Origin of the sequence: Haloarcula terrestris, from assembly GCF_031624315.1 — an archaeon.
In the GTDB taxonomy this organism is placed as follows: Archaea; Halobacteriota; Halobacteria; order Halobacteriales; family Haloarculaceae; genus Haloarcula; species Haloarcula terrestris.
The window spans coordinates 114,285-132,444 of the sequence record NZ_JAMQOM010000004.1 but is presented as its reverse complement, the minus strand read 5'-3'; the positions used below and the strand labels follow the sequence as shown (position 1 = coordinate 132,444).

Annotated in this window: 20 protein-coding genes; 12 read left to right on the top strand and 8 right to left on the bottom strand. The window is 65.0% G+C overall.

The window, feature by feature from the left end; genetic code table 11:
* The first annotated feature begins 72 nt into the window (after positions 1 to 72).
* Positions 73 to 693: a methyltransferase domain-containing protein gene (locus NDI54_RS10850; protein WP_310896465.1), complete on the top strand. Its 621-nt coding sequence runs from the start codon at positions 73 to 75 to the stop codon at positions 691 to 693.
* A 233-nt stretch (positions 694 to 926) separates the two neighbouring features.
* On the opposite strand, the gene NDI54_RS10845 is transcribed toward NDI54_RS10850, so the two are convergent.
* Entirely contained in the window at positions 927 to 2,159 is a 1,233-nt protein-coding gene (locus tag NDI54_RS10845; protein ID WP_310896464.1) for a DUF7094 domain-containing protein, read from the bottom strand.
* A 154-nt stretch (positions 2,160 to 2,313) separates the two neighbouring features.
* Here NDI54_RS10845 and NDI54_RS10840 point away from each other — a divergent pair, with 154 nt between their 5' ends.
* The 8 genes from NDI54_RS10840 to NDI54_RS10805 all read left to right on the top strand — a co-directional run bounded on the left by NDI54_RS10840 (position 2,314) and on the right by NDI54_RS10805 (position 8,849).
* On the top strand, positions 2,314 to 3,405 hold the full coding sequence (locus NDI54_RS10840) for a helix-turn-helix transcriptional regulator (protein WP_310896463.1): 1,092 nt from the start codon (positions 2,314 to 2,316) through the stop codon (positions 3,403 to 3,405).
* Between the two features lie 84 nt (positions 3,406 to 3,489).
* Positions 3,490 to 4,281, top strand: coding sequence for an electron transfer flavoprotein subunit beta/FixA family protein (locus tag NDI54_RS10835; protein WP_310896462.1), 792 nt, complete (start codon positions 3,490 to 3,492; stop codon positions 4,279 to 4,281).
* Positions 4,281 to 5,231, top strand: coding sequence for an electron transfer flavoprotein subunit alpha/FixB family protein (locus NDI54_RS10830; protein WP_310896461.1), 951 nt, complete (start codon positions 4,281 to 4,283; stop codon positions 5,229 to 5,231). Before NDI54_RS10835 ends, NDI54_RS10830 begins: the two co-directional genes overlap by 1 nt.
* Positions 5,232 to 5,292: 61 nt before the next feature.
* Positions 5,293 to 6,135, top strand: a complete 843-nt coding sequence (locus NDI54_RS10825) for a polyprenyl synthetase family protein (RefSeq protein ID WP_310896460.1) — start codon at positions 5,293 to 5,295, stop codon at positions 6,133 to 6,135.
* Between the two features lie 45 nt (positions 6,136 to 6,180).
* Positions 6,181 to 6,744, top strand: a complete 564-nt coding sequence (locus tag NDI54_RS10820; RefSeq protein WP_310896459.1) for an AAA family ATPase — start codon at positions 6,181 to 6,183, stop codon at positions 6,742 to 6,744.
* Positions 6,741 to 7,163: an RNA-binding domain-containing protein gene (locus NDI54_RS10815; protein ID WP_310896458.1), complete on the top strand. Its 423-nt coding sequence runs from the start codon at positions 6,741 to 6,743 to the stop codon at positions 7,161 to 7,163. Before NDI54_RS10820 ends, NDI54_RS10815 begins: the two co-directional genes overlap by 4 nt.
* Positions 7,160 to 7,783 carry an HAD family hydrolase gene (locus NDI54_RS10810; RefSeq protein WP_310896457.1) on the top strand — a complete coding sequence of 208 codons (624 nt, stop codon included), beginning with the start codon at positions 7,160 to 7,162 and terminating at the stop codon, positions 7,781 to 7,783. The genes NDI54_RS10815 and NDI54_RS10810 overlap by 4 nt, the downstream gene beginning before the upstream one ends.
* Before the next feature lie 157 nt (positions 7,784 to 7,940).
* Positions 7,941 to 8,849, top strand: coding sequence for a hypothetical protein (locus NDI54_RS10805; RefSeq protein WP_310896456.1), 909 nt, complete (start codon positions 7,941 to 7,943; stop codon positions 8,847 to 8,849).
* A gap of 38 nt (positions 8,850 to 8,887) precedes the next feature.
* Here NDI54_RS10805 and NDI54_RS10800 read toward each other — a convergent pair whose 3' ends face one another.
* The 3 genes from NDI54_RS10800 to NDI54_RS10790 form a co-directional block, all read right to left on the bottom strand.
* Complete coding sequence (locus NDI54_RS10800) at positions 8,888 to 9,235, bottom strand: hypothetical protein (RefSeq protein WP_310896455.1); 348 nt, start codon at positions 9,233 to 9,235, stop codon at positions 8,888 to 8,890.
* A gap of 223 nt (positions 9,236 to 9,458) precedes the next feature.
* Positions 9,459 to 10,514, bottom strand: a complete 1,056-nt coding sequence (locus tag NDI54_RS10795; RefSeq protein ID WP_310896454.1) for a molybdopterin-dependent oxidoreductase — start codon at positions 10,512 to 10,514, stop codon at positions 9,459 to 9,461.
* A 56-nt stretch (positions 10,515 to 10,570) separates the two neighbouring features.
* Positions 10,571 to 11,533: a lamin tail domain-containing protein gene (locus NDI54_RS10790; RefSeq protein WP_310896453.1), complete on the bottom strand. Its 963-nt coding sequence runs from the start codon at positions 11,531 to 11,533 to the stop codon at positions 10,571 to 10,573.
* 87 nt (positions 11,534 to 11,620) lie between these two features.
* Between NDI54_RS10790 and NDI54_RS10785 the strand changes: the two genes are divergently transcribed.
* Together NDI54_RS10785 and NDI54_RS10780 are read left to right on the top strand one after the other, a co-directional pair.
* Positions 11,621 to 12,514: a CBS domain-containing protein gene (locus tag NDI54_RS10785; protein ID WP_310896452.1), complete on the top strand. Its 894-nt coding sequence runs from the start codon at positions 11,621 to 11,623 to the stop codon at positions 12,512 to 12,514.
* A 133-nt stretch (positions 12,515 to 12,647) separates the two neighbouring features.
* A complete protein-coding gene (locus tag NDI54_RS10780) occupies positions 12,648 to 13,382 on the top strand; it encodes a GNAT family N-acetyltransferase (RefSeq protein WP_310896451.1) in 735 nt (244 codons plus the stop codon).
* Between the two features lie 21 nt (positions 13,383 to 13,403).
* Here the strand turns inward: NDI54_RS10780 and NDI54_RS10775 are convergent, their stop codons facing one another.
* The 4 genes from NDI54_RS10775 to NDI54_RS10760 form a co-directional block, all read right to left on the bottom strand.
* Positions 13,404 to 14,450: a nucleoside recognition protein gene (locus NDI54_RS10775; RefSeq protein WP_310896450.1), complete on the bottom strand. Its 1,047-nt coding sequence runs from the start codon at positions 14,448 to 14,450 to the stop codon at positions 13,404 to 13,406.
* 101 nt (positions 14,451 to 14,551) lie between these two features.
* Positions 14,552 to 15,118, bottom strand: coding sequence for a magnesium transporter (locus NDI54_RS10770; protein WP_310896449.1), 567 nt, complete (start codon positions 15,116 to 15,118; stop codon positions 14,552 to 14,554).
* On the bottom strand, positions 15,119 to 15,697 hold the full coding sequence (locus NDI54_RS10765) for a magnesium transporter (protein ID WP_310896448.1): 579 nt from the start codon (positions 15,695 to 15,697) through the stop codon (positions 15,119 to 15,121). It abuts the gene before it with no gap.
* A 55-nt stretch (positions 15,698 to 15,752) separates the two neighbouring features.
* Positions 15,753 to 16,601: a DUF7537 family lipoprotein gene (locus NDI54_RS10760; protein ID WP_310896447.1), complete on the bottom strand. Its 849-nt coding sequence runs from the start codon at positions 16,599 to 16,601 to the stop codon at positions 15,753 to 15,755.
* 131 nt (positions 16,602 to 16,732) lie between these two features.
* Between NDI54_RS10760 and NDI54_RS10755 the strand changes: the two genes are divergently transcribed.
* Entirely contained in the window at positions 16,733 to 18,130 is a 1,398-nt protein-coding gene (locus NDI54_RS10755; protein WP_310896446.1) for a substrate-binding protein, read from the top strand.
* Positions 18,131 to 18,160 lie beyond the last annotated feature (30 nt).

Here is an 18,160-nt window from a genome sequence, read left to right as displayed (position 1 = left end):
GCGAAGTTGCCCCGTGTGCCTGACAGCCCGAAATCCGGGGAATTATGACCGCCAAGTCCTAAGCTGGGGCTAATGGGAGTCCTCGAGAACAAGGCCCGCGCGCGGACGTTCTACAAGTACCTCTCGAAGGTGTACGACCAGATCAACCCCTTCATCTGGGACGAGCGGATGCGCGACGAAGCGATCGCGATGCTCGACCTCTCGCCCGACGACAAGGTCCTCGATGTCGGCTGTGGCACCGGCTTCGCCACCGAGGGACTGCTCGAACACGTCGACACGGTGTACGGACTCGACCAGAGCCCACACCAGCTCTCGAAAGCCTTCGAGAAGTTCGGTAAGTTCGGCGACGTGCGCTACCATCTCGGTGACGCCGAGCGGCTCCCGTTCAAAGACAACAGCTTCGACGCGGTGTGGTCCTCGGGGTCCATCGAGTACTGGCCCAACCCCGTCGATGCCCTGGCGGAGTGTCGCCGGCTGACAAAACCCGGCGGCAAGGTCCTCATTGTCGGCCCTGACTACCCCAACTCGACCATTTTCCAGAAGATGGCCGACGCCATCATGCTGTTTTACGACGAGGAGGAAGCCGACCGGATGTTCACCGAGGCGGGGTTCGAGGAGTTCGAACACCACATCCAGCAGTCCCGACCAGGCAGTCCACGTGCGATCACGACGGTTGCCACCGTCCCTGAGTGACTTCCGGCCACGAGCGGAGCGAGTGGCAGTTTTTTCGCCCACGTTTTTGCGGTGAGTGGTGACCACCGGTCACCCGAACCGGAAAAAGGTGGTTTTGCAGTCCCGACCCGGCAGTCCGCGTGCGATCACGACGGTTGCCACCGTCCCTGAGTAAGGCATTGGAGAAGTGTTCCGACCGTCTGCAAGTAACAGCGGTCAGTTCACGAGAGGTGTAGCCGCTCTGTTTCGCGTCGCTACACTGACCTACCGATCAGGACCCCGACGCGCTTGCCGTCCTGCGTGGTGGCGGTAACCGTATACTCCCCGCGGGGTTCGACCGTCCAGAGGGCGCCGCCTGGACCGGTCGTCCCGATCCGTTTGCCGTTTATCCTGACAGTCGCGTTCGCAGTAGAGCTCGTACTGTTGTCGGTGACCGTGACGAGCAGCGGTCCCGACTCGAAAGACCGCTGGACACGGATGCGAACCGACTGGTTCACGTTTGTCGCCACTTCCGACCGGTCGACCGTCGTCAGTTCGAGACGCTGCGTTTCGAAGAAGACGTTCGTCGTGCCGCCGTCGAGATAGGCGGTCAGTTGGCCGTTCGGATGGTTGGCCTGAATCTCGTAGATGGCGCTCCGGCCGTATGTCTGGACGGCCGGGTACTGCTCACCGTACAGCCACGGATAGAGCTCTCCTGCCCGGATGTTGACCGCGTTGAGAGAATCATCGGTCTGTGCGAACTGGTCCGTCGCGTCCGGATCACGTTCGGTCCCGAGGTATGTCTCGCGCGTGTACTGGTTGCCAGCGGCCGTCGACAGCATGTACCCCTCCGACGACGCTTCGAGGTACACCGCGTTCGGTTCCGTCGATCCGGCGATTTCAGCACCGACGCGCTGGCTTATCGGGCCGCGGTACGTCTTGAGCGCGCCCCTGTTGTTTTCTATCCGGAAGCGCTGGTCCTGTGACAGCGAGTAGCCCGGCGCAGTGCCGGCGGCCGTCCGAATCCGTTCAAGTCGGGTAGTCAGTTGGCGGGATTCGGCATCGACCAGCGCTCGGTGTCGGAGGAACTCCGCGGCGGTGATGATGCCGTCTGCGTACTGCCGGATCACACGCTGGTTCCGCCGGTCGAGGGTCGTCCGCTGGGTCTCGATATCATCGAGCGTCTCGTCGACGAGCCGATCACGGGCGGCTTCGCTGTCTCGCTGGAAGAACTGCTGCTCGAAGTTCGCTGCCGCGTAGTCGTTCCGGAGCTCACGAGAGCCGGCCGCAACCGCGACGCCGACATCGAGTGAGGACCGGTTATACGTCGTCGACTGGACCTCGCTGGCTGGAATCGAGAGGTGGTTCGTCGTGTTGTCCACGACCGTGATCTGTGGCAACTGGTCGCTGCCGTCCGCGGTCTGGGCCGGTGTGGCGAACCCGGCCGCCGGGGCAGCCACGGAGACGACCATGAGGAGGACCACACCGACTGCGGGGAGGGGACGCATCGGCGTCACGTACTCGCCCACCGTACAAAAATCCCCCCATTCTCCATATCTCTACTATCACCTGAGAGGACACGAGACGTTTCAAAGCGCGCGCTGACGTTTTATTCTCGGATGGAAAGGGTTTTGCCCCCAGGCCGTTCATCGATGAACGAGAATGACCCCGCGGGTATCAGGTGCCCTCCTCCTCCTTGTCCTGTTTGCCCTGTTGGCAACCCCGCCGCTGGCGACAGCGACAACGCCGGACGCCGCTCCCGCTCAGCAGGCACCCGGCACGCCGACACCGGTTGCGGAGAACACGACGTTCGCCCTACAGATTCACTCGAACGGCGATGCTACGTGGACGGTAACGGACACCTACGCGCTTGACGAGGACGGAACGGAGGCGTTCCGAGATATCGGCGAACGGTTCGCGAGCGGCGGCGGTGAAACGACGTGGCTGCCGGTGTTCCGACAGGCGAACGACGAGGCCAGCACCGTCACCGGCCGCGGGATGGAGATTACCGACGTGAACCGTGAGTACGAGGTGTCCGAACGGAAGGGGCAACTCGTCCTCGAGTTCACGTGGACGAACTTCGCGGTCATCGACGGCGAGAACATCGTCGTCGGTGACGCGTTCAACAGCACGGACGGCACGTGGTTCGGGACGCTCACAGCGGACCAGCGGCTCGTCATCTCGCCACCATCAGGGTATGGCGTAAAAAGCGCCCCGAGCGCCGTCGAGAACGGACAGTTGATCTTCGAGGGGCCGCGGACGTTCGAGCCGGGCTATCTCGCTGTCGTCTACACCGGCGAGCAGCCGGGTACGCAGCCACCGACGGAAACCCCCGAGCAGATATTCAGCGGCATCGACTCGATCTGGGTCGGCGGGGCCGTGTTGGTGGTCCTGCTCGTCGGGGCCGTGGGATACATGTTCAGAGCCGGCCACACCGACGTACTCCCGTCGGTTCCGGGTGAGAGTGCCGAGGACGAGAACGCTGGGACCGAAGCGGCGGCAGGCGAGCCAACGGATACAGACGATGTCGATGTCGAGCTACTCAGCGACGAGGAGCGTGTCGAACGGCTCCTCGAAGAGAACGGCGGGCGGATGAAACAGGCCCGTATCGTCTCCGAGACCGGCTGGTCGAACGCGAAGGTGTCACAGTTGCTCTCGTCGATGGACGAGGAGGATCGCATCGACAAGCTCCGGATCGGCCGGGAGAACCTCATCTCCTTCCCGGACGAGGACATCACCGACTTCGACGAGTAGCCGTCCTGCGTACTCATTGTAAACGACTCGGGTGTGGTTTCTGGTTCGGAAACGTTTATTCGCTGTCCGGGCGGACGATATGGTATGCAAATTCTTGTCACGGTAAAGGAGGTGGCAGCCGTCGACGACGAGTTCGAGATAGACGGGCTCGGAATCGACGACCGGTACGTCACGGCTGACCTCAACGAGTGGGACGAGTACGCCGTCGAGGAGGCCGTCCAGATCAAGGAGGCCCACGACGATGTCGAGGTCGTCACCGTCACGATCGGCCCTGCCGAGACGGACGAAACGATCCGGCAAGCGCTGGCAAAGGGGGCCGACCGCGCGATCCGTGTCTGGGACGATGCCCTCGATGACGCCGGGCTGTTGGACCCCGAGACGAAGGCCGAAGTACTGGCTGGGGTCGCCGCCGAAGAGGACCCCGACCTGGTCCTGACCGGCGTCCAGTCCGCCGACGACGGGTTCGGGGCGACCGGCGTCACGCTAGCCGACAAGCTCGGCATAGAGTGGGGCGCTGTGGTCAACGACCTCGAGCTGGACCTGGAGACAGGCATCGCTAGCGTGCACCGGGAGCTGGAGGGCGGTGTCGAGGAACTGACTGACATCGAGATCCCGGCCGTCCTGACGATACAGACCGGAATCAACGACCCGCGGTACGCGAGCCTTCGAGGGATTCGACAGGCACAGAGCAAGGAACTGGCGGAGTACAGCCTGTCGGACATCAGCCTCGACGCGGCCGGGATCGAGAGCCCGCTCGAACAGACATCGCTGTACGAGCCTGAAACCGAGGGCGAGGCGACGGTGTTCGAGGGGAGTCCCGAGGAGACGGCGACCGAGCTCGCCGAACTGCTCGAAGAGAAGGGGGTGACCAGCTGATGTCGGTGCTCGCTGTCGCCGAACACCGGCGCGGAGAGCTCCGCGACGTGAGCTTAGAGCAGTTGGCGGCCGGCCGCGACCTCGCTGACGCGCTGGACGGTGAGCTCCATACCGCCGTCATCGGCGGCGATGTCGAGACGTTCGGTGCGGCCCTGAACCGCGAGGGCGTCGACACTGTCCACACCGTCGATGTCGGCGAGGAATTCAACCACGACGTGTACACCCAGGTCGTCACCCAGCTGACCGACCGGTTGGAGCCGACCGTTCTGTTGCTGCCCAACAGCGTCAACGGCCTCGATTACGCACCGGCAGTCGCCAACCGGCTGGACCGCCCCCTCGTGACCGACGTGGTCGACATCGCCGCCGAGGACGGCCTCACTGCCACCAGGGAGCTGTACGGCTCGAAAGTCGAGACGACCATCGACGTACATGCCGAGCAGGCGGCCGTGACCATCCGCCCGGCCGAGTGGCCGACCATCGAAGCGGACGGGGACGCCGCCGTCGAGGCGTTCGATGCGACCATCGACGAGAGCGCGGTCAGGTCCACAGTTAAGGGCTTCGAGGAGGTCGGCGGCGGCGACATCGATATCACCGACGCCGACGTGCTGGTGTCCGTCGGTCGCGGCATCGAGGAGGAAGAGAACTTGGACATCATCTATGACCTCGCGGAGGCGCTGGGCGCGACAGTATCGGGTTCCAGGCCGCTCATCGACAACGGCTGGCTGGCGAAGGACCGCCAGGTCGGCCAGAGCGGGAAGGTCGTCACCCCGGACGTGTACATCGCCATCGGTATCTCCGGGGCTGTCCAGCACGTCGCCGGGATGAAAGGCTCGGACACAATCGTCGCCATCAACACCGACCCGAACGCCCCGATCTTCGACATCGCCGACTACGGCATCCAGGACGACCTGTTCGAGGTCGTCCCGGCGCTCATCGAGCAGTTCCAGTAGCCGTCACACACCGAGTCGCGGGTGACAAGGTACTTTTTATGGTAGTCCTAAGGGGGCGGTAATGGAGTATCTGGAGCGCCGGCGGGACCAGGTCGAGGAGCGGTTGGAGGCCGTCCTCGACAGCGTCGAACCGGACGAACTCGCCGACGAAGTCCGCCACGTGGCACTCTCCGGCGGGAAGCGGGTACGGCCGACAGTGACAGTGCTCGTGTGTGAGGCACTGGGCGGGGAACCGGCCGACGCCGTCGACTTCGCGGTCGGGATCGAACTCGTCCACAACGCCTCGCTTGTCATCGACGACATCATCGACGAGTCCGAGCTCCGACGGGGGTCCCCAGCGGCATGGGAGGCCTTCGGCCACGGCCCGGCCATCATCGCCTCTGACGGCCTGCTCGGGGAGGCCTTCGCGCTCTTCTCGACGGACGAACGCGCTATGCAGACCGTCTCCGAATCGATGGTCGAGCTGGGTGAGGGTGAGGCGATGGAGCTGGTCGCCGAGCCGACCAACGAGAAGGAGTACATGGAACTGGCACGCCGGAAGACCGGCGCGCTGTTCCGCGCCGCGGCGGAACTGGGAGCTATCGCCGCCGACTCGGACCCGTACACGATCGAGGCGGTCGGCCAGTACGCCGAGCGGGTCGGCGTGGCCTTCCAGATGCGCGATGACGTGCTCGACGCGACGGCCGACGCCGAAACGCTGGGCAAGCCGGCCGGGACCGACGCGGAGATGGAACGGCCGTCGCTGGTCGAGGTGACGGAGCTGACGACCGAGGAGGCAAACGAGCGGGCACGGGCCGAGTCCGACGCCGCCCTTGAGTCGCTGTCGACCATCGACGCACCGGACTCCCAGTCGATGGAGTACCTGCGGGACCTCGCGGAGTTCGTCGTCGTCCGCGAGCGGTGAGGCCGAACGGGAGGGCTTTTGCCCGCCGCTCGACTACGCCCGGCAATGACAGTTATCGGTATCGTCGGGCTGCCGGGCAGCGGGAAAAGCGAGGCAGCGAACGTCGCCGCCGAGATGGACGTGCCGGTCGTGACGATGGGCGACGTGATCCGCGAAGAGTGCCGCGACCGCGGGCTGGACCCCGCGTCGGACCACGGAACGGTCGCGAAGGCGCTCCGGGAGGAAAACGGGCCGGCCGCCATCGCCGAGCGCTCGCTCCCGATGATCGAGGCCGAACTCGAATCGAACGACACCGTCCTCGTCGACGGCATCCGGTCTGACGTAGAGGTGGACGCGTTCGAATCGGCGTTTGGCGACACGTTCCTGCTGGTCGAGATCGACGCCCCCTTCGAGCTGCGAGCGGACCGCCTGGACCTCCGCGGCCGGGACGCCTCGACGGACGACGGCGGCGAATCCTTGGAAGACCGCGACGCACGCGAGCTCGGCTTCGGCATGGGTGAAGCGATGGAGATGGCCGACCGGACCATCGAAAACACGGAGACACTGGCCGCGTTCCAGCGAAAGATCCGCACGCTGATTCGGAACGGCCCGGAGGCACTCGACCAATGAGCGCCGTCTACGCCGTCGACATCCGTATCGAAGCCCCGGTCAACGACACCGAGGTGACCGACCGAGTCGTTGATGCCATCCAGAATCTCTTCCCCGAGGCGGACCCGACCCACCAGCAGGGCCAGCTCGTCGCCGAGGTCCACACGATGGACGGCTTCTCCGAGCTGCTTCACCGCCGGGAGATTCTGGATACCGCCCGCTCGGTCTTCTTCGACAACCTGGAGGGCGACACCTTCGCCTTCGACGTGAAGAAGCAGGCGGCCTTCGAGGGACGAATCAACTTCGCCGTCGGGGAGCCCTCAGAGTTGGGCGACATCCACGCGACCGTGACCGTCCACGAGCCAAGCGCCGAGGAGTACATCGACTACGTCGCGCCGCCGACCGAGGACGGCCAGCCGGTGTACGACGACGAGTCATGACGACGGTCATCTGCTTCGACCTCGACGGGACGCTCGTCCACTACCCAGAGCCATACGAGACCGTTGTCCGTGAGACACTCGCGGCCCACGACATCGAGTACACGGACGAAATCCGGGCGATGAGCGAGAACGTGTTCCAGACCGCCTTCGACGCGCTGGAGCCGGAGCCGCACCGCCAGGCGATGGCCGCTATCGTCGAGGCTGTCGAGTCAGACGCGGACCCTGACGCGCTGGTCGAGACGCTGCGAGAGACGGAGTACGCCGCGACGGCCGTCCCCGACAAGGCCCGGGACAGCCTGACCGCGCTCGCAGCGGACAACACGCTTGCGGTCATCACAAACGGCGTGCGTGACTGGCAGGTCGGCAAGCTCGACCACCACGGCCTGACCGACCTGTTCGACCTCGTCGTCGCCTCCTACGAGGTCGGCGCACACAAGCCCGACAGCGCGCCGTTCGACCGGGTCCGCGACGAACTGCCGGCCGACGAGTACGTGATGGTCGGCGACGAGTACGAGTCGGACGTGGAGGGCGCACGCGCCGCCGGCTTCGTCCCGATTCATTACGAATCCGGCGGGGACGGCGAGCCGGACCTCTGGGACTCTATCGACGCCTTGCTCTAACCGAGCCGGGTACATGCGTCCGACCGAGCACTGCGCAACGGAGCGCCGTTTCGTCGATGGTCGCGGCTTGGGGTAAGCCGATAGTACTGCTACAGCGCCATCTCGGGAGTGAAATAGCCCGCTAATAACTAATCGTGCATGAATGAGAAGGGTACTCATGGAAGACGTTGACAAACAAGGCCGGACAGGTTCCATCGGGCGTCGTCGCCTTCTCGGAGTTATCGGTGGCGGAGCCGCGACTGCGTTGCTCGGGACAGGTGTCGGTGCTGCGAAACCAGACCACGCGAAGGGGAAGGGAAACAGCGGAAACAACGGCGTCGGGCCGTGTACCTGTGACGGGTGTCCCGGAGACACGTTCTGCGGGAAGATCGAGGGCGCGCCGGAAGACGGCGAGACGTACACGTTCGAGTCAGACGGGGACAGCTTCAGTGTGACAGTCGAGAGCGTGACCGAGAAAGAAGGCGGAGAGATCACGTGCTTCGTGTTCTCCACGGACGACGACATCGAGCAGGTGTGCGTCAAGGGCGGTCCGGACACCGCGACCTACGACGATGATCCCGAAGGAACGGAGCTGTGTGCGCCGACGAACCCCGGCGGCCAGCAAGCGGCCATCAGCAACGCTTCGTTCTGCGGGACCGGTGGCGACGAACTGGAATGCTACCAGATCGACCTCGTTGAGGGCGAGGTTATCACAGAGTTTGGCGGTGACGACGACCCCGGCGAGGCGGGGTACGGTAACGCGCGACGGATCGAGAACTTCACCGTCTGCGAGGACGGGAGTAATCAGCAGGACCTAGACTCATCGGGAACGCGGGAGAGAGAGGGCTGTGAGATTGAGTGGTCGGGGCTCGACTTCGACGCCGCCGACAACACGGTCGATGTCGAGGTGAAGCTCCCGTCGCCAGCGAGCGGGTCCTGTACCATCACGCTGGCCGGCTACCTGCTCCCAGATGGCGAGACGGAGTACGACCCGAACACGCTCACCGAGCAGGTGTACCGCAGCAGCGATACGGTCGAACTCAACGAGGGCGATTCGGAGACGCTAACGATCGATCTGGACGGCTGAAGCGCTCACTCAGCGGTTCGAACCCGAACCTCGTTAGCTTAGCCAGTGACGGCAACGAAGATAACGCCCGTGTTCCACACAGTCACTGCGACACCCAGTATCGCAAGCCCGAGCGGGACGCCGATGGAGTACGGCCAGGAAACGTACTTCCAGATGGCGAAAAACCCCACGAACACGGCGGCTTTCAGGCCAGTCAGTGCAACGAACGCGTGCTGTTCCAGCAGGAGTTTGACGACGGGGCTGAGTTCCGTCACGCCGGTGATGCTGTAGCCGACGAAGGTCGTGACGAGATCGCCAACGCCGAAAAACACGACGGCGACCGCCCACAGGGCCACGGCGGCGTTCGAGGGACCGGTGAATCGGGTGGAGGACTGCCGCCAGTTCATGGCTCCCACTACCACACTAGACCACTTCGTTAGTGGTTGCTTCAATGACAATTGTGTGGGGTAAGCAATACCTTCGGCCGCTGAGACCACTGTTCGAGTCTACTCCCCGAGCCGGCAGTCATCGACAGAAACAGCCGATTCCACTCCCTAGAAGTGGGCATATATTACGGGTAGCCACTGCTTTCCGAGCGGCGCTATTGGAAAGGAACTACAGCAGTCTGTATCAGAGCCCACTCACGAATATCGCGAGCCACTCGCCGAGTTCGCGGCGTTTGCTGACCCGAACAGATTCGACCCACTTGACCCACTGAAAGCCACGGCGACCGGGCGCGACGAGTCTGAGCGGATACCCGTGGCCGTGGGCCAGGCGTTCGCCGTCGACGTGAGTAGCGAGGATCGCGTCGCGGGCCTCCGGCAGCGGGAGGCTCCACCGGTAGCCGGTGACCGACCGGAACTGGACCCACGCCGCTGCGTCGTCGGGATCGGCGGCATCGAGCAGGTCACCGACGCGAACGCCCTGCCACTCGTGGCCGGAGTACCAGCCGCTCGTGCAGTCGAGAATCGCGGATTCAGTCGCGTCGGGCGAGAGTTCGTCCGCGGCGTAGCTGGTTTCACTGGTGACTCGGCCCTCGACCGACAGCGACCAGTCGGCGGCGTCGACCGGGTCCGGGTCGTCGGCGACCCAGCTAGTGACGGGGAACCGATTGCCGTCGTCGGTTCCCTCCTCCCGCGACCCGGTGTACCGGCGGTCCGCACCGGCCGAGCCCAGCGCATCGTTGACCGGCCCCTGCACCCGCCAGAGGAGCGCACCAGCGGTCACCAGTCCGGCGTACCTGAGCACGTCCCGACGGCCGCCGCGGGTGGCCCCTGCCGGGGAGTGAAACCGGGAGCGGAGATGCACTACGAGCAGCGGCGGGACCAGCAGACCGAGCGCGACGTGGAGGTGAAACAGCCCCCACGGCCCGAGATCGAGCGTGCCGCCGAAGATCCACCAGACGCCAGTGCCGAGCGCTCCCAGAGCTACCGCGGCCAGACAGACCGAGAGAGTTCGAGTGCCGGTCAGCCGCGACGGGGACACCCGGTGGGAAACGCGACGGAGCTTCACCGGCAACAGAAGAACCAGAACCACGCCGGAGAGCGCGTGTACGTCGATTATCCACGCACTGTCTGGTGTGCCAGCGAAGATGGTCGCGACGCCGGTCGCGAGCAGCGTCGCCACCGCCGCGAACAGTCCCCAGTCGACCGCTCGCGGCGTCGGCGTTAGCCGGCGGCTAGCCATGGTAGCTGTTGGCACTCAAGCGGTTTATACTGTTGTGGCGACACGGCGTGCCGAGATTAGTACGACTGCCGAAGCACGGTTTCGCCGCTCGCGTTCCGAACGGTGATGGTGTCACCGTCGTTGTTCCAGACCGCACCGCTCCGGCCCCAGTACCGATCGGTGGCGCTGTCTGTTCCGCTGCCAGTGTGGAGCGTCACCGACGCGTTCGAGTCAAGCGTCAGGTTCGTGAACGTGTACTGGTGGTTTGCGTCGTCGCTGACGGTCCACCCGGACAGGTCCAGCGCCGCGTCGCCGGTGTTCCTGAGCGTGACGTACTCGTCGTTCAGGTTCTCGTTGTCGTTGCCCGCCGCGTCGGCGTGGATTTCGGCGATTGCGAGGCCGCCGGGGCTTTCAGTGATGGGGCCGCCGTCGGCAACGACCGTTCGCGTCACTGCATTCGGGTCCGTACAGCGCCAGAGTCCGCGCCGTTCGGAACGGGCTGTTTCCTCGGCCGCATAGAAGTTCTCGGCTCGCGTGAACTCGCTGTCGTAGACCCGTGCATGGCCACTCTCGACGAGTCGATAATTGAACAGCGACCCGTCGACGACGATGTAGGCGAGCAGTCGGTCGTAGTAACCGCGCCGGTCCAGGTTCGGATCGAACGCCAGGCCGACCGTCTCGCCCAGCAGGTGCTGTTTGGCGAGCGACGACGCGTTCGTGCCGGCCCCGCGGAGACAGGACGCCCCGGCGTCCGTCTCGGGGACGCCCTCGAACTCCGCGGGGTCGTTCTCGGTGTGGACTTCGGGCGTGTCGACGCCGACGAGTCGAACCGTATCGGTAGTCTCGTTCTCGTAGGCGATCCGTATCGTGTCGCCGTCGACCACCGCCGTGACGGTCACCGTGACAGCGGACTCCGGCACGTCGACCGCGGACTGTCCGTCGACAGCAGTCCCCGCCGGCTGGGACGGCGGCCCGGTGAAGCCGCTACAGCCGGCAGCGACCGCAAGGACGACGATGAGACCCAACGCGACGCGTCGCATTGTCCGAACGTTGGCGGCCGGAGACACAAGGGTGCCGGTGTCGTCGGGCGGAGTGTTATACGTTTGCCCTGTCTGGGTTTCGGTACAATGCTCGTCCCCCTGCCAGTCAGAGAGATCATGCGGACGCCGGTCAAGACCATCAGCCCCGACGCCCCGGTCATCGAGGCGGCCCAGCGGCTCCGCGACGAGGACATCGGCTCGCTTGTCGTCGAGGACGACGGCGACTGTATCGGCATCATCACGGAGAGCGACATCGTCGCGGTCACAGCGGCCGAGGGGGATACCCGGGCGCTGTCGGTCAGCGACGTGATGGCCAAAACGCTGGTAACGATTGCTCCCGACGCCGATATCGAAACGGCCGTCGATCAGCTACGGGCGAACAACATCAAGAAGCTGCCCGTCGTTGAGGACGGGGCGCTCGTGGGCATCGTCACGACGACGGACCTCTCGGACTACATCCCGCATCTCTCGCGAGCGAGGGCAATGGCCGACGATCAGTCCCAGCAAAAGCGGTTCACCCGGCCGGATACGCTGTACGAGAACGAGGACTGGACGTTCGAGAGCTTCGGGACCGCTGACGGTATCGACGTGGGGGACCACGTCCGGTTCACCAAGACGATATCGCAGGCGGACGTGGAGGCCTTCGCCGAGGCCAGCGGCGACACGAACCGGCTCCACCTCGACGCGGAGTTCGCCGAGGGGACGCGCTTTGGCCGCCGAATCGTCCACGGGACGCTCGTCTCCGGAATTATCAGCGCCGCTCTGGCTCGCCTCCCCGGGCTGACGATCTACCTTTCACAGGAGCTGAGCTATCAGGGACCCGTCGATATCGGCGAGGAAGTCACGGCCCACTGCGAAGTCGTCGAGCGCATCAAGGACAACCGGTTCCGCCTGGCCACGGCTGTCGACGACGCCGAGGGGAACTGCGTCATCGAGGGTGATGCTGTCGTCATCTCCGACCCGATCCCGGAAACGGCCTGATCGACCGGGGAGACACCACGTCCGCGCCTGCCCCGGATTGCACGAACGGAGCAACTGCTGAACTCCCACGCCGTTTCATGTTTCATGTTACCAAACGACAATGGTTAAGCATCTGCCACCGGATACCACGGATATGGACGCAGTCGAACGGCCGACATTCGAAACGAGCGCGGCGATGGAGGTGTATCAGTACATCGAGCGCCACGGGACAGCGGCGCGCCACAGAGTCCGTGAGATGGTCGATCTGTCGCCGGACGCGTTCGAGGAGGCGCTGACACACCTCCTGTCGAAGGGGTACATCGAGGACGACGGCGGGACCCTGGCGCTGGCCCTGGATGTCGGCTCCGTCGAGCAACACACCACGGACGGGCTGAGCTACACCATTCGACCGGCCCGCAACGACGATTTCGAGGGGCTCGTCCAGACGATCCGGAACGTCTCCAGCGACGGCACCTACGTCGTCGCTGAGAGCGTCGCCGAGCAGTTGCTGTACGAGGACGCTGTCACGCGACACAACACGGTCGAGTCGCGAGTGTTCTTCGTCGCCACTATCGACGGCGAGGTCGTCGGCTGGTGTCACCTCGACCTCCCGCAGTTAGACAAGCTCCGGGAGACCGCCCAGCTCACCGTCGGCGTGACCGAGGCGCAGCGGGGCCAGGGCATCGGCAGCCAGCTCATGGCGCGCGGGCTGGACTGGGCGAAGGCCAACGGCTACCGGAAGCTGTACAACAGCGTGCCGGCGATCACGGAGAACGCGATGGTGTTCCTGGAAGAGCACGGCTGGCACACTGAAGGCATCCGCCGGAACCACTACACGGTCGACGGCGAGCAGGTCGACGAAGTGATGATGGCCTACACGTTCGAGTAGCGGCGGGGCACCGGTGTCTCGCTACAGCAACACGACCAGCGCCAGTGCGATCCAGACGATTTTCAGCCCCGTGTTCACGACGATGACTTTCGACCCGAACTCCCGGCCCCAGATGCCGTACTGGAACGGGATCGAGCGCTTGAACGTCGAGACGGCAAAGGAGATGATGCCACCGACGAGCATCGTCGCCACGGCGGTCCGGGCAGTGAAGGTCCCGTTGCGGATGAGCGGCGCGATGACCGTCGCCCCCGAGGTGGTGTCCAGTGCGTAGGCGGCGATGACGGGAATCGCCGCGCCAGGCAGCCCCAACAGCCCCGCGAACCCGTCGGCAGCAGCGGTCACCGAGGCCCCGTCGCTGCCAGCGAGAGCGAGTATCTCGTCGCCGTAGGCCACGAGCAGCGAGACGACAGCGTAGATGGCCGCCAACCGGGGCAGGATGTCCCGGACTTTCTCGGCCGTTGCGTCCAAGGCCGTTCTGATCGCCGCCCGACGGCTTGCCGGGCGCTCGTCGAACACGTCGCCTGCGTCGTCGGCTGTCCCGCCGTCAGGGGTCGGGCCTCCACTCGCGCTCGACCGGCCGACGTTGGACGCGTCCAGCAGGATCGCGCCGGCCGCGATGCCGGTCAGCGTGATCGCCAGCGCGATGAGCCCCCGCGTGGCGACGTACAGCACCCCGACCCGAAAGCCCAGAATGGGGATGAGTATCGGCGCATAGAACGTGATGATGTGCTGTGCGAAGCCGAAGAACGTGTTGATGGTGACGGCGACGAGCGTCGCGCGGTCGGACAGCACGCCGGACTCGCGGAAGTCGGCGAGCATGCCGTAGCCGGCGGTCGTCGACGCCGTCGTCGTCAGGATAGCGGTCCCGACCTCGTCCGGGAGGTTCGCCGGCGACGTGAGATAGCGCGAGACGACGGCGATCTTCTCGACCAGGCCGAACGCGACCGCCAGTTCCGCGAGGAACACGCCGACGGAGAGGAAGACGGTGATGCGGAGGACCCGGACCGCGACCTCACCGAGTACCGAGACGGCCGGGTGTCCAAGCACGGCGGCGACGAGCGACTGCACGTTCGAAAGTAGGAATCTGGCCGGCAAAGGCCCATCGGTAGCGACAGAATCACCATCGAACGAGCAATCACGTCTGTGGCTAGCACAGACAGCGTACCCAATCACACAAAGACCCGGACAGCCCCGAACAGCACCACCACACCGAGCACATCACAGACGTTCGTGACGACGGGAATGACCACGTCGTCGGGATCCAGTTCGAACCGATAGGCGGCGTAGGTCGTCACCGTCGTGACGACGATAGCGAGTACCGCCAGCAGACTCCCGCTGACGAGGGCAACGAGGACAACCGTCCGGAGCGGGAGCGCAGTCCCGCCGATAACGCGCTGGAGAAGCCACGCGCCAGCGCCGACGAGCGGGAACAGCGTCACCGCGAGGGCCACAGTGGCGATAGCGTTGCCGGCAAGCCGGTCGTCGGTCGCCGAGAAGGACAGCAGGCCGAGGTGAAACGCCGTCGAGAACCGCGCCGCGAGGATGCTGCCGAGGTTGCCCGCCATCCCGATGGTCACCGGCACGAGCACGAGCAGCGACGGGTACTGTAGCAATGTGCCCTCGAAGGTATCCAGCACGAGGCCGCTCCCGAGTTCGATAGCGGTGAGCACGACCAAGATGGGGAACATCGTCCGCACGATGCCCGAGACCGACCACTGGGAAGCGAACTCCGCCATTCAGCCACCTCCCAGTGCGAGGACCAGTCTGGTCGCACCCAGCAGCGTCGCGATACCGACCACGTCACCCGTCGTCGTCACGACCGGACCGGCCAGCGTATCGGGATTGAGCCCGCGCCGGTAACCGACGAACACGACCGACACGACGGCGATGGTCAACAGCAATCCAGAGACGAAGCCGGCGATAAGCGCGATGGCGACTAGCGTTGCGAGGGAGGCCGACGGTCGCCCGACCAGTGCGAGCAACGCGACGGCCATCACCGCGGCGACACCGCTGATGAGCACGCCGTTTGCCAGCGCCGCCGCGACGGCGGCGTTGATGCGGTCGTCCGCGAACGAGAACTGCGGGTCAATGAGCCCCTGATGGAGCGCCGAGCCGAGGCGTGCCCCGAGCGAGCCGTAGACGTTCCCTCGGGTGGCGAGCAACGCCGGCACGAGCACGAGCAGGCCGGCGACTTCCTGGAGTTCCGCGTCCATGCCGCCGAGAACGACGCCCGCGAAGAGGCCGCCGACAGCACTGAGCCCCAGCACCGGGAGCGATTCCCGGTAGGCTTCGAGCGCCACCTCGCGGACAGTCATTGCAGGGCGAACGACGGCGAGCGAAAAAAAGCCCCCTGATACCGACGACGCCGGCTCAGCCGGCAGTCGACCGAGCCCTGTCTGCCCACGGCGGCGGCCCGACCGTCGTGTTCCCGACCGCACTGAACTCCACGGTCCTGGTCACGGTGACCTGCTCGCCGTCCGCCGGCATGGTGTACTCGGTCCGGTAGTAGCGAACGAGCCCCGACTGAGTGACGTGGGCGACGAGGGACGTGTTGTCCCGGGACTCCCACGCTGCCGACGGTTGGTCTGCCCGTAACTGGTCACCCCTGACGACGTAGGCAGTCCCGTCCGCTCGTCGGACCTCCGCCGTTCGGGTCTGAAACGGGGAGATGGTCCGTGTCACGTCGGCGGCGGGACGGCCGGTCAACGCGGCGGTGTAGACCCAGTACCGCCACGTGCCGGCGTAGCTATCAGGCGGATCGTACTCGTTGTAGATTGTCCGGTTGTCCCGCGTGAGCCGACGGAGATAGGTGTCCCCGTCGGACCAGAACGACGCCGTCGCCGGCGGCCGGCCGAGGAGAACCGGGGCCTCAGGTCCGCGGATGGAGATATTTGCCAGATACGTCCGGTTCGCGTCCACCGCGACGCTGATCCGGAGCTGTGAGCGCAGCGAGCCGTTCGGATACCGGACAGTCCGGTTCGTCACGAGCGTGTAGCCGGTTTCATTGAGGTGGTCGCCGTGAACCGAACCGAGTCGCGAGGGATTAGTGACGCCGGTCGACCCGACGCCGGGCGGATACGTCGACTCGGTACTGGTCGGCACCGGGGCGGGCGTCACCGGCGTCGACGGCCCGTCAACGCTGCCGAATCCGAATCCCCCACACCCCGCAGTAAGGACGACCGCGACGACGAGTGCGTGCCGTCCTCTCATCCACGCCATGTTATAACAAACCATATATCTGAGTATAAGAGTACGGGCTCCCGTTCCGTGGGACCGCGTCACTGCCTACATGTGAAATAGTTGATTAACCTACCGAAACTATTATGATAGATACAGACACCGTATGGAACATGCCAACTAATGGCAGTTCGGTCAACCGACGACAGTTGCTGAAAAGTACGGGTATCGCTGGTGTGGCAGGCCTGACAGGACTGGCCGGTTGTTCCGGTGGTGGCGACGGTGGCGGAGATGGTGGCGACGGTGGCGGAGATGGTGGCGGCGACGGTGGCGACGGTGGAACGGACTATCCGGCGCTCGGTAACTTCCCAGTCGAGGGGGACACGGTGACGTTCGGATTCAACGTTCCGCAGTCGGGACCCTACTCCTCGGAGGGCCAGGACGAACTCCGAGCGTATGAACTCGCTCAAAAGCACCTCAACAACGGGGGTGGCTGGGTGGACAGCTTCGAGGACCTCAGCGGTGACGGCGTCCTGGGCTACACGGTCGAGTCGGTGAACGGCGACACGGCGACCGACGCCGACACCGCCCGACAGTCCGCCTCGCGGATGATAAACCGGGACGACGTGGTGATGATCTCCGGTGGCTCCTCCAGTGCGGTGGCCATCGCTGTGCAGGGCCTCTGTCAGTCGGAGAAGGTCATGTTCATGGCCTGCCTGACCCACTCGAACGACACCACCGGAAAGGACTGTGCCCGGTACGGGTTCCGGGAGATGTTCAACGCGTACATGACCGGCCAGGCGCTCGCACCAGTGCTCGAAAGCGAGTACGGCTCGGACAACCAGTTCTATCAGCTGTACGCCGACTACTCCTGGGGCCAGACTGTCCAGGAGTCGATGAACCAGTTCCTCACGGAGATCGGCTGGGAGCAGGTCGACAGCGTGCCCACGCCGCTGGGGACCAGCGACTTCTCGTCGTATCTCTCGGAGGCGGCAAACAGTGGCGCCGACGTACTGTTGCTCGACCACTACGGGCTGGACGGCGCGAACTCCGTCCGACAGGCCGTCGACGCCGGTATCGACGAGGACATGGAGATCGTCGTGCCGCTGTACAACCGCCCGATGGCACAGGCGGCCGGTGGGACCATCGAGGGCGTGTTCGGCACGATTGCCTGGGACTCCCAGGTCGACAACGAAGCGTCGAACGCGTTCACCGAGGTGTTCCAGAACGAGTACGACCGCATCCCGTCCGGGCCGGCCCAGCTCGCCTACGCCCAGACGCTCCAGTACGCGGCCGCCGCCGAACGAGCGGGTACGTTCTACCCGCCGGAGGTCATCCGCGAACTGGAGGACTACGAGTACAGTAACATCGGGATGGGCGAGGAGACGATGCGTGCCTGCGATCACCAGGCCCAGCGGGATATTCCGGTCGCTCGGGGGCTCCCGGAGAGCGAACAGGGCGATGGGAACTTCATCGAGATTGTCGAGATCACGTCGCGGGACGATGTCGGATACGGATGCGATTCCGGGCCGGCCGCGGAGTGCGAACTCGGCGAGTACGGGGACGAATAGGCCACAATCCGGACAGGGATCGTATCCCTC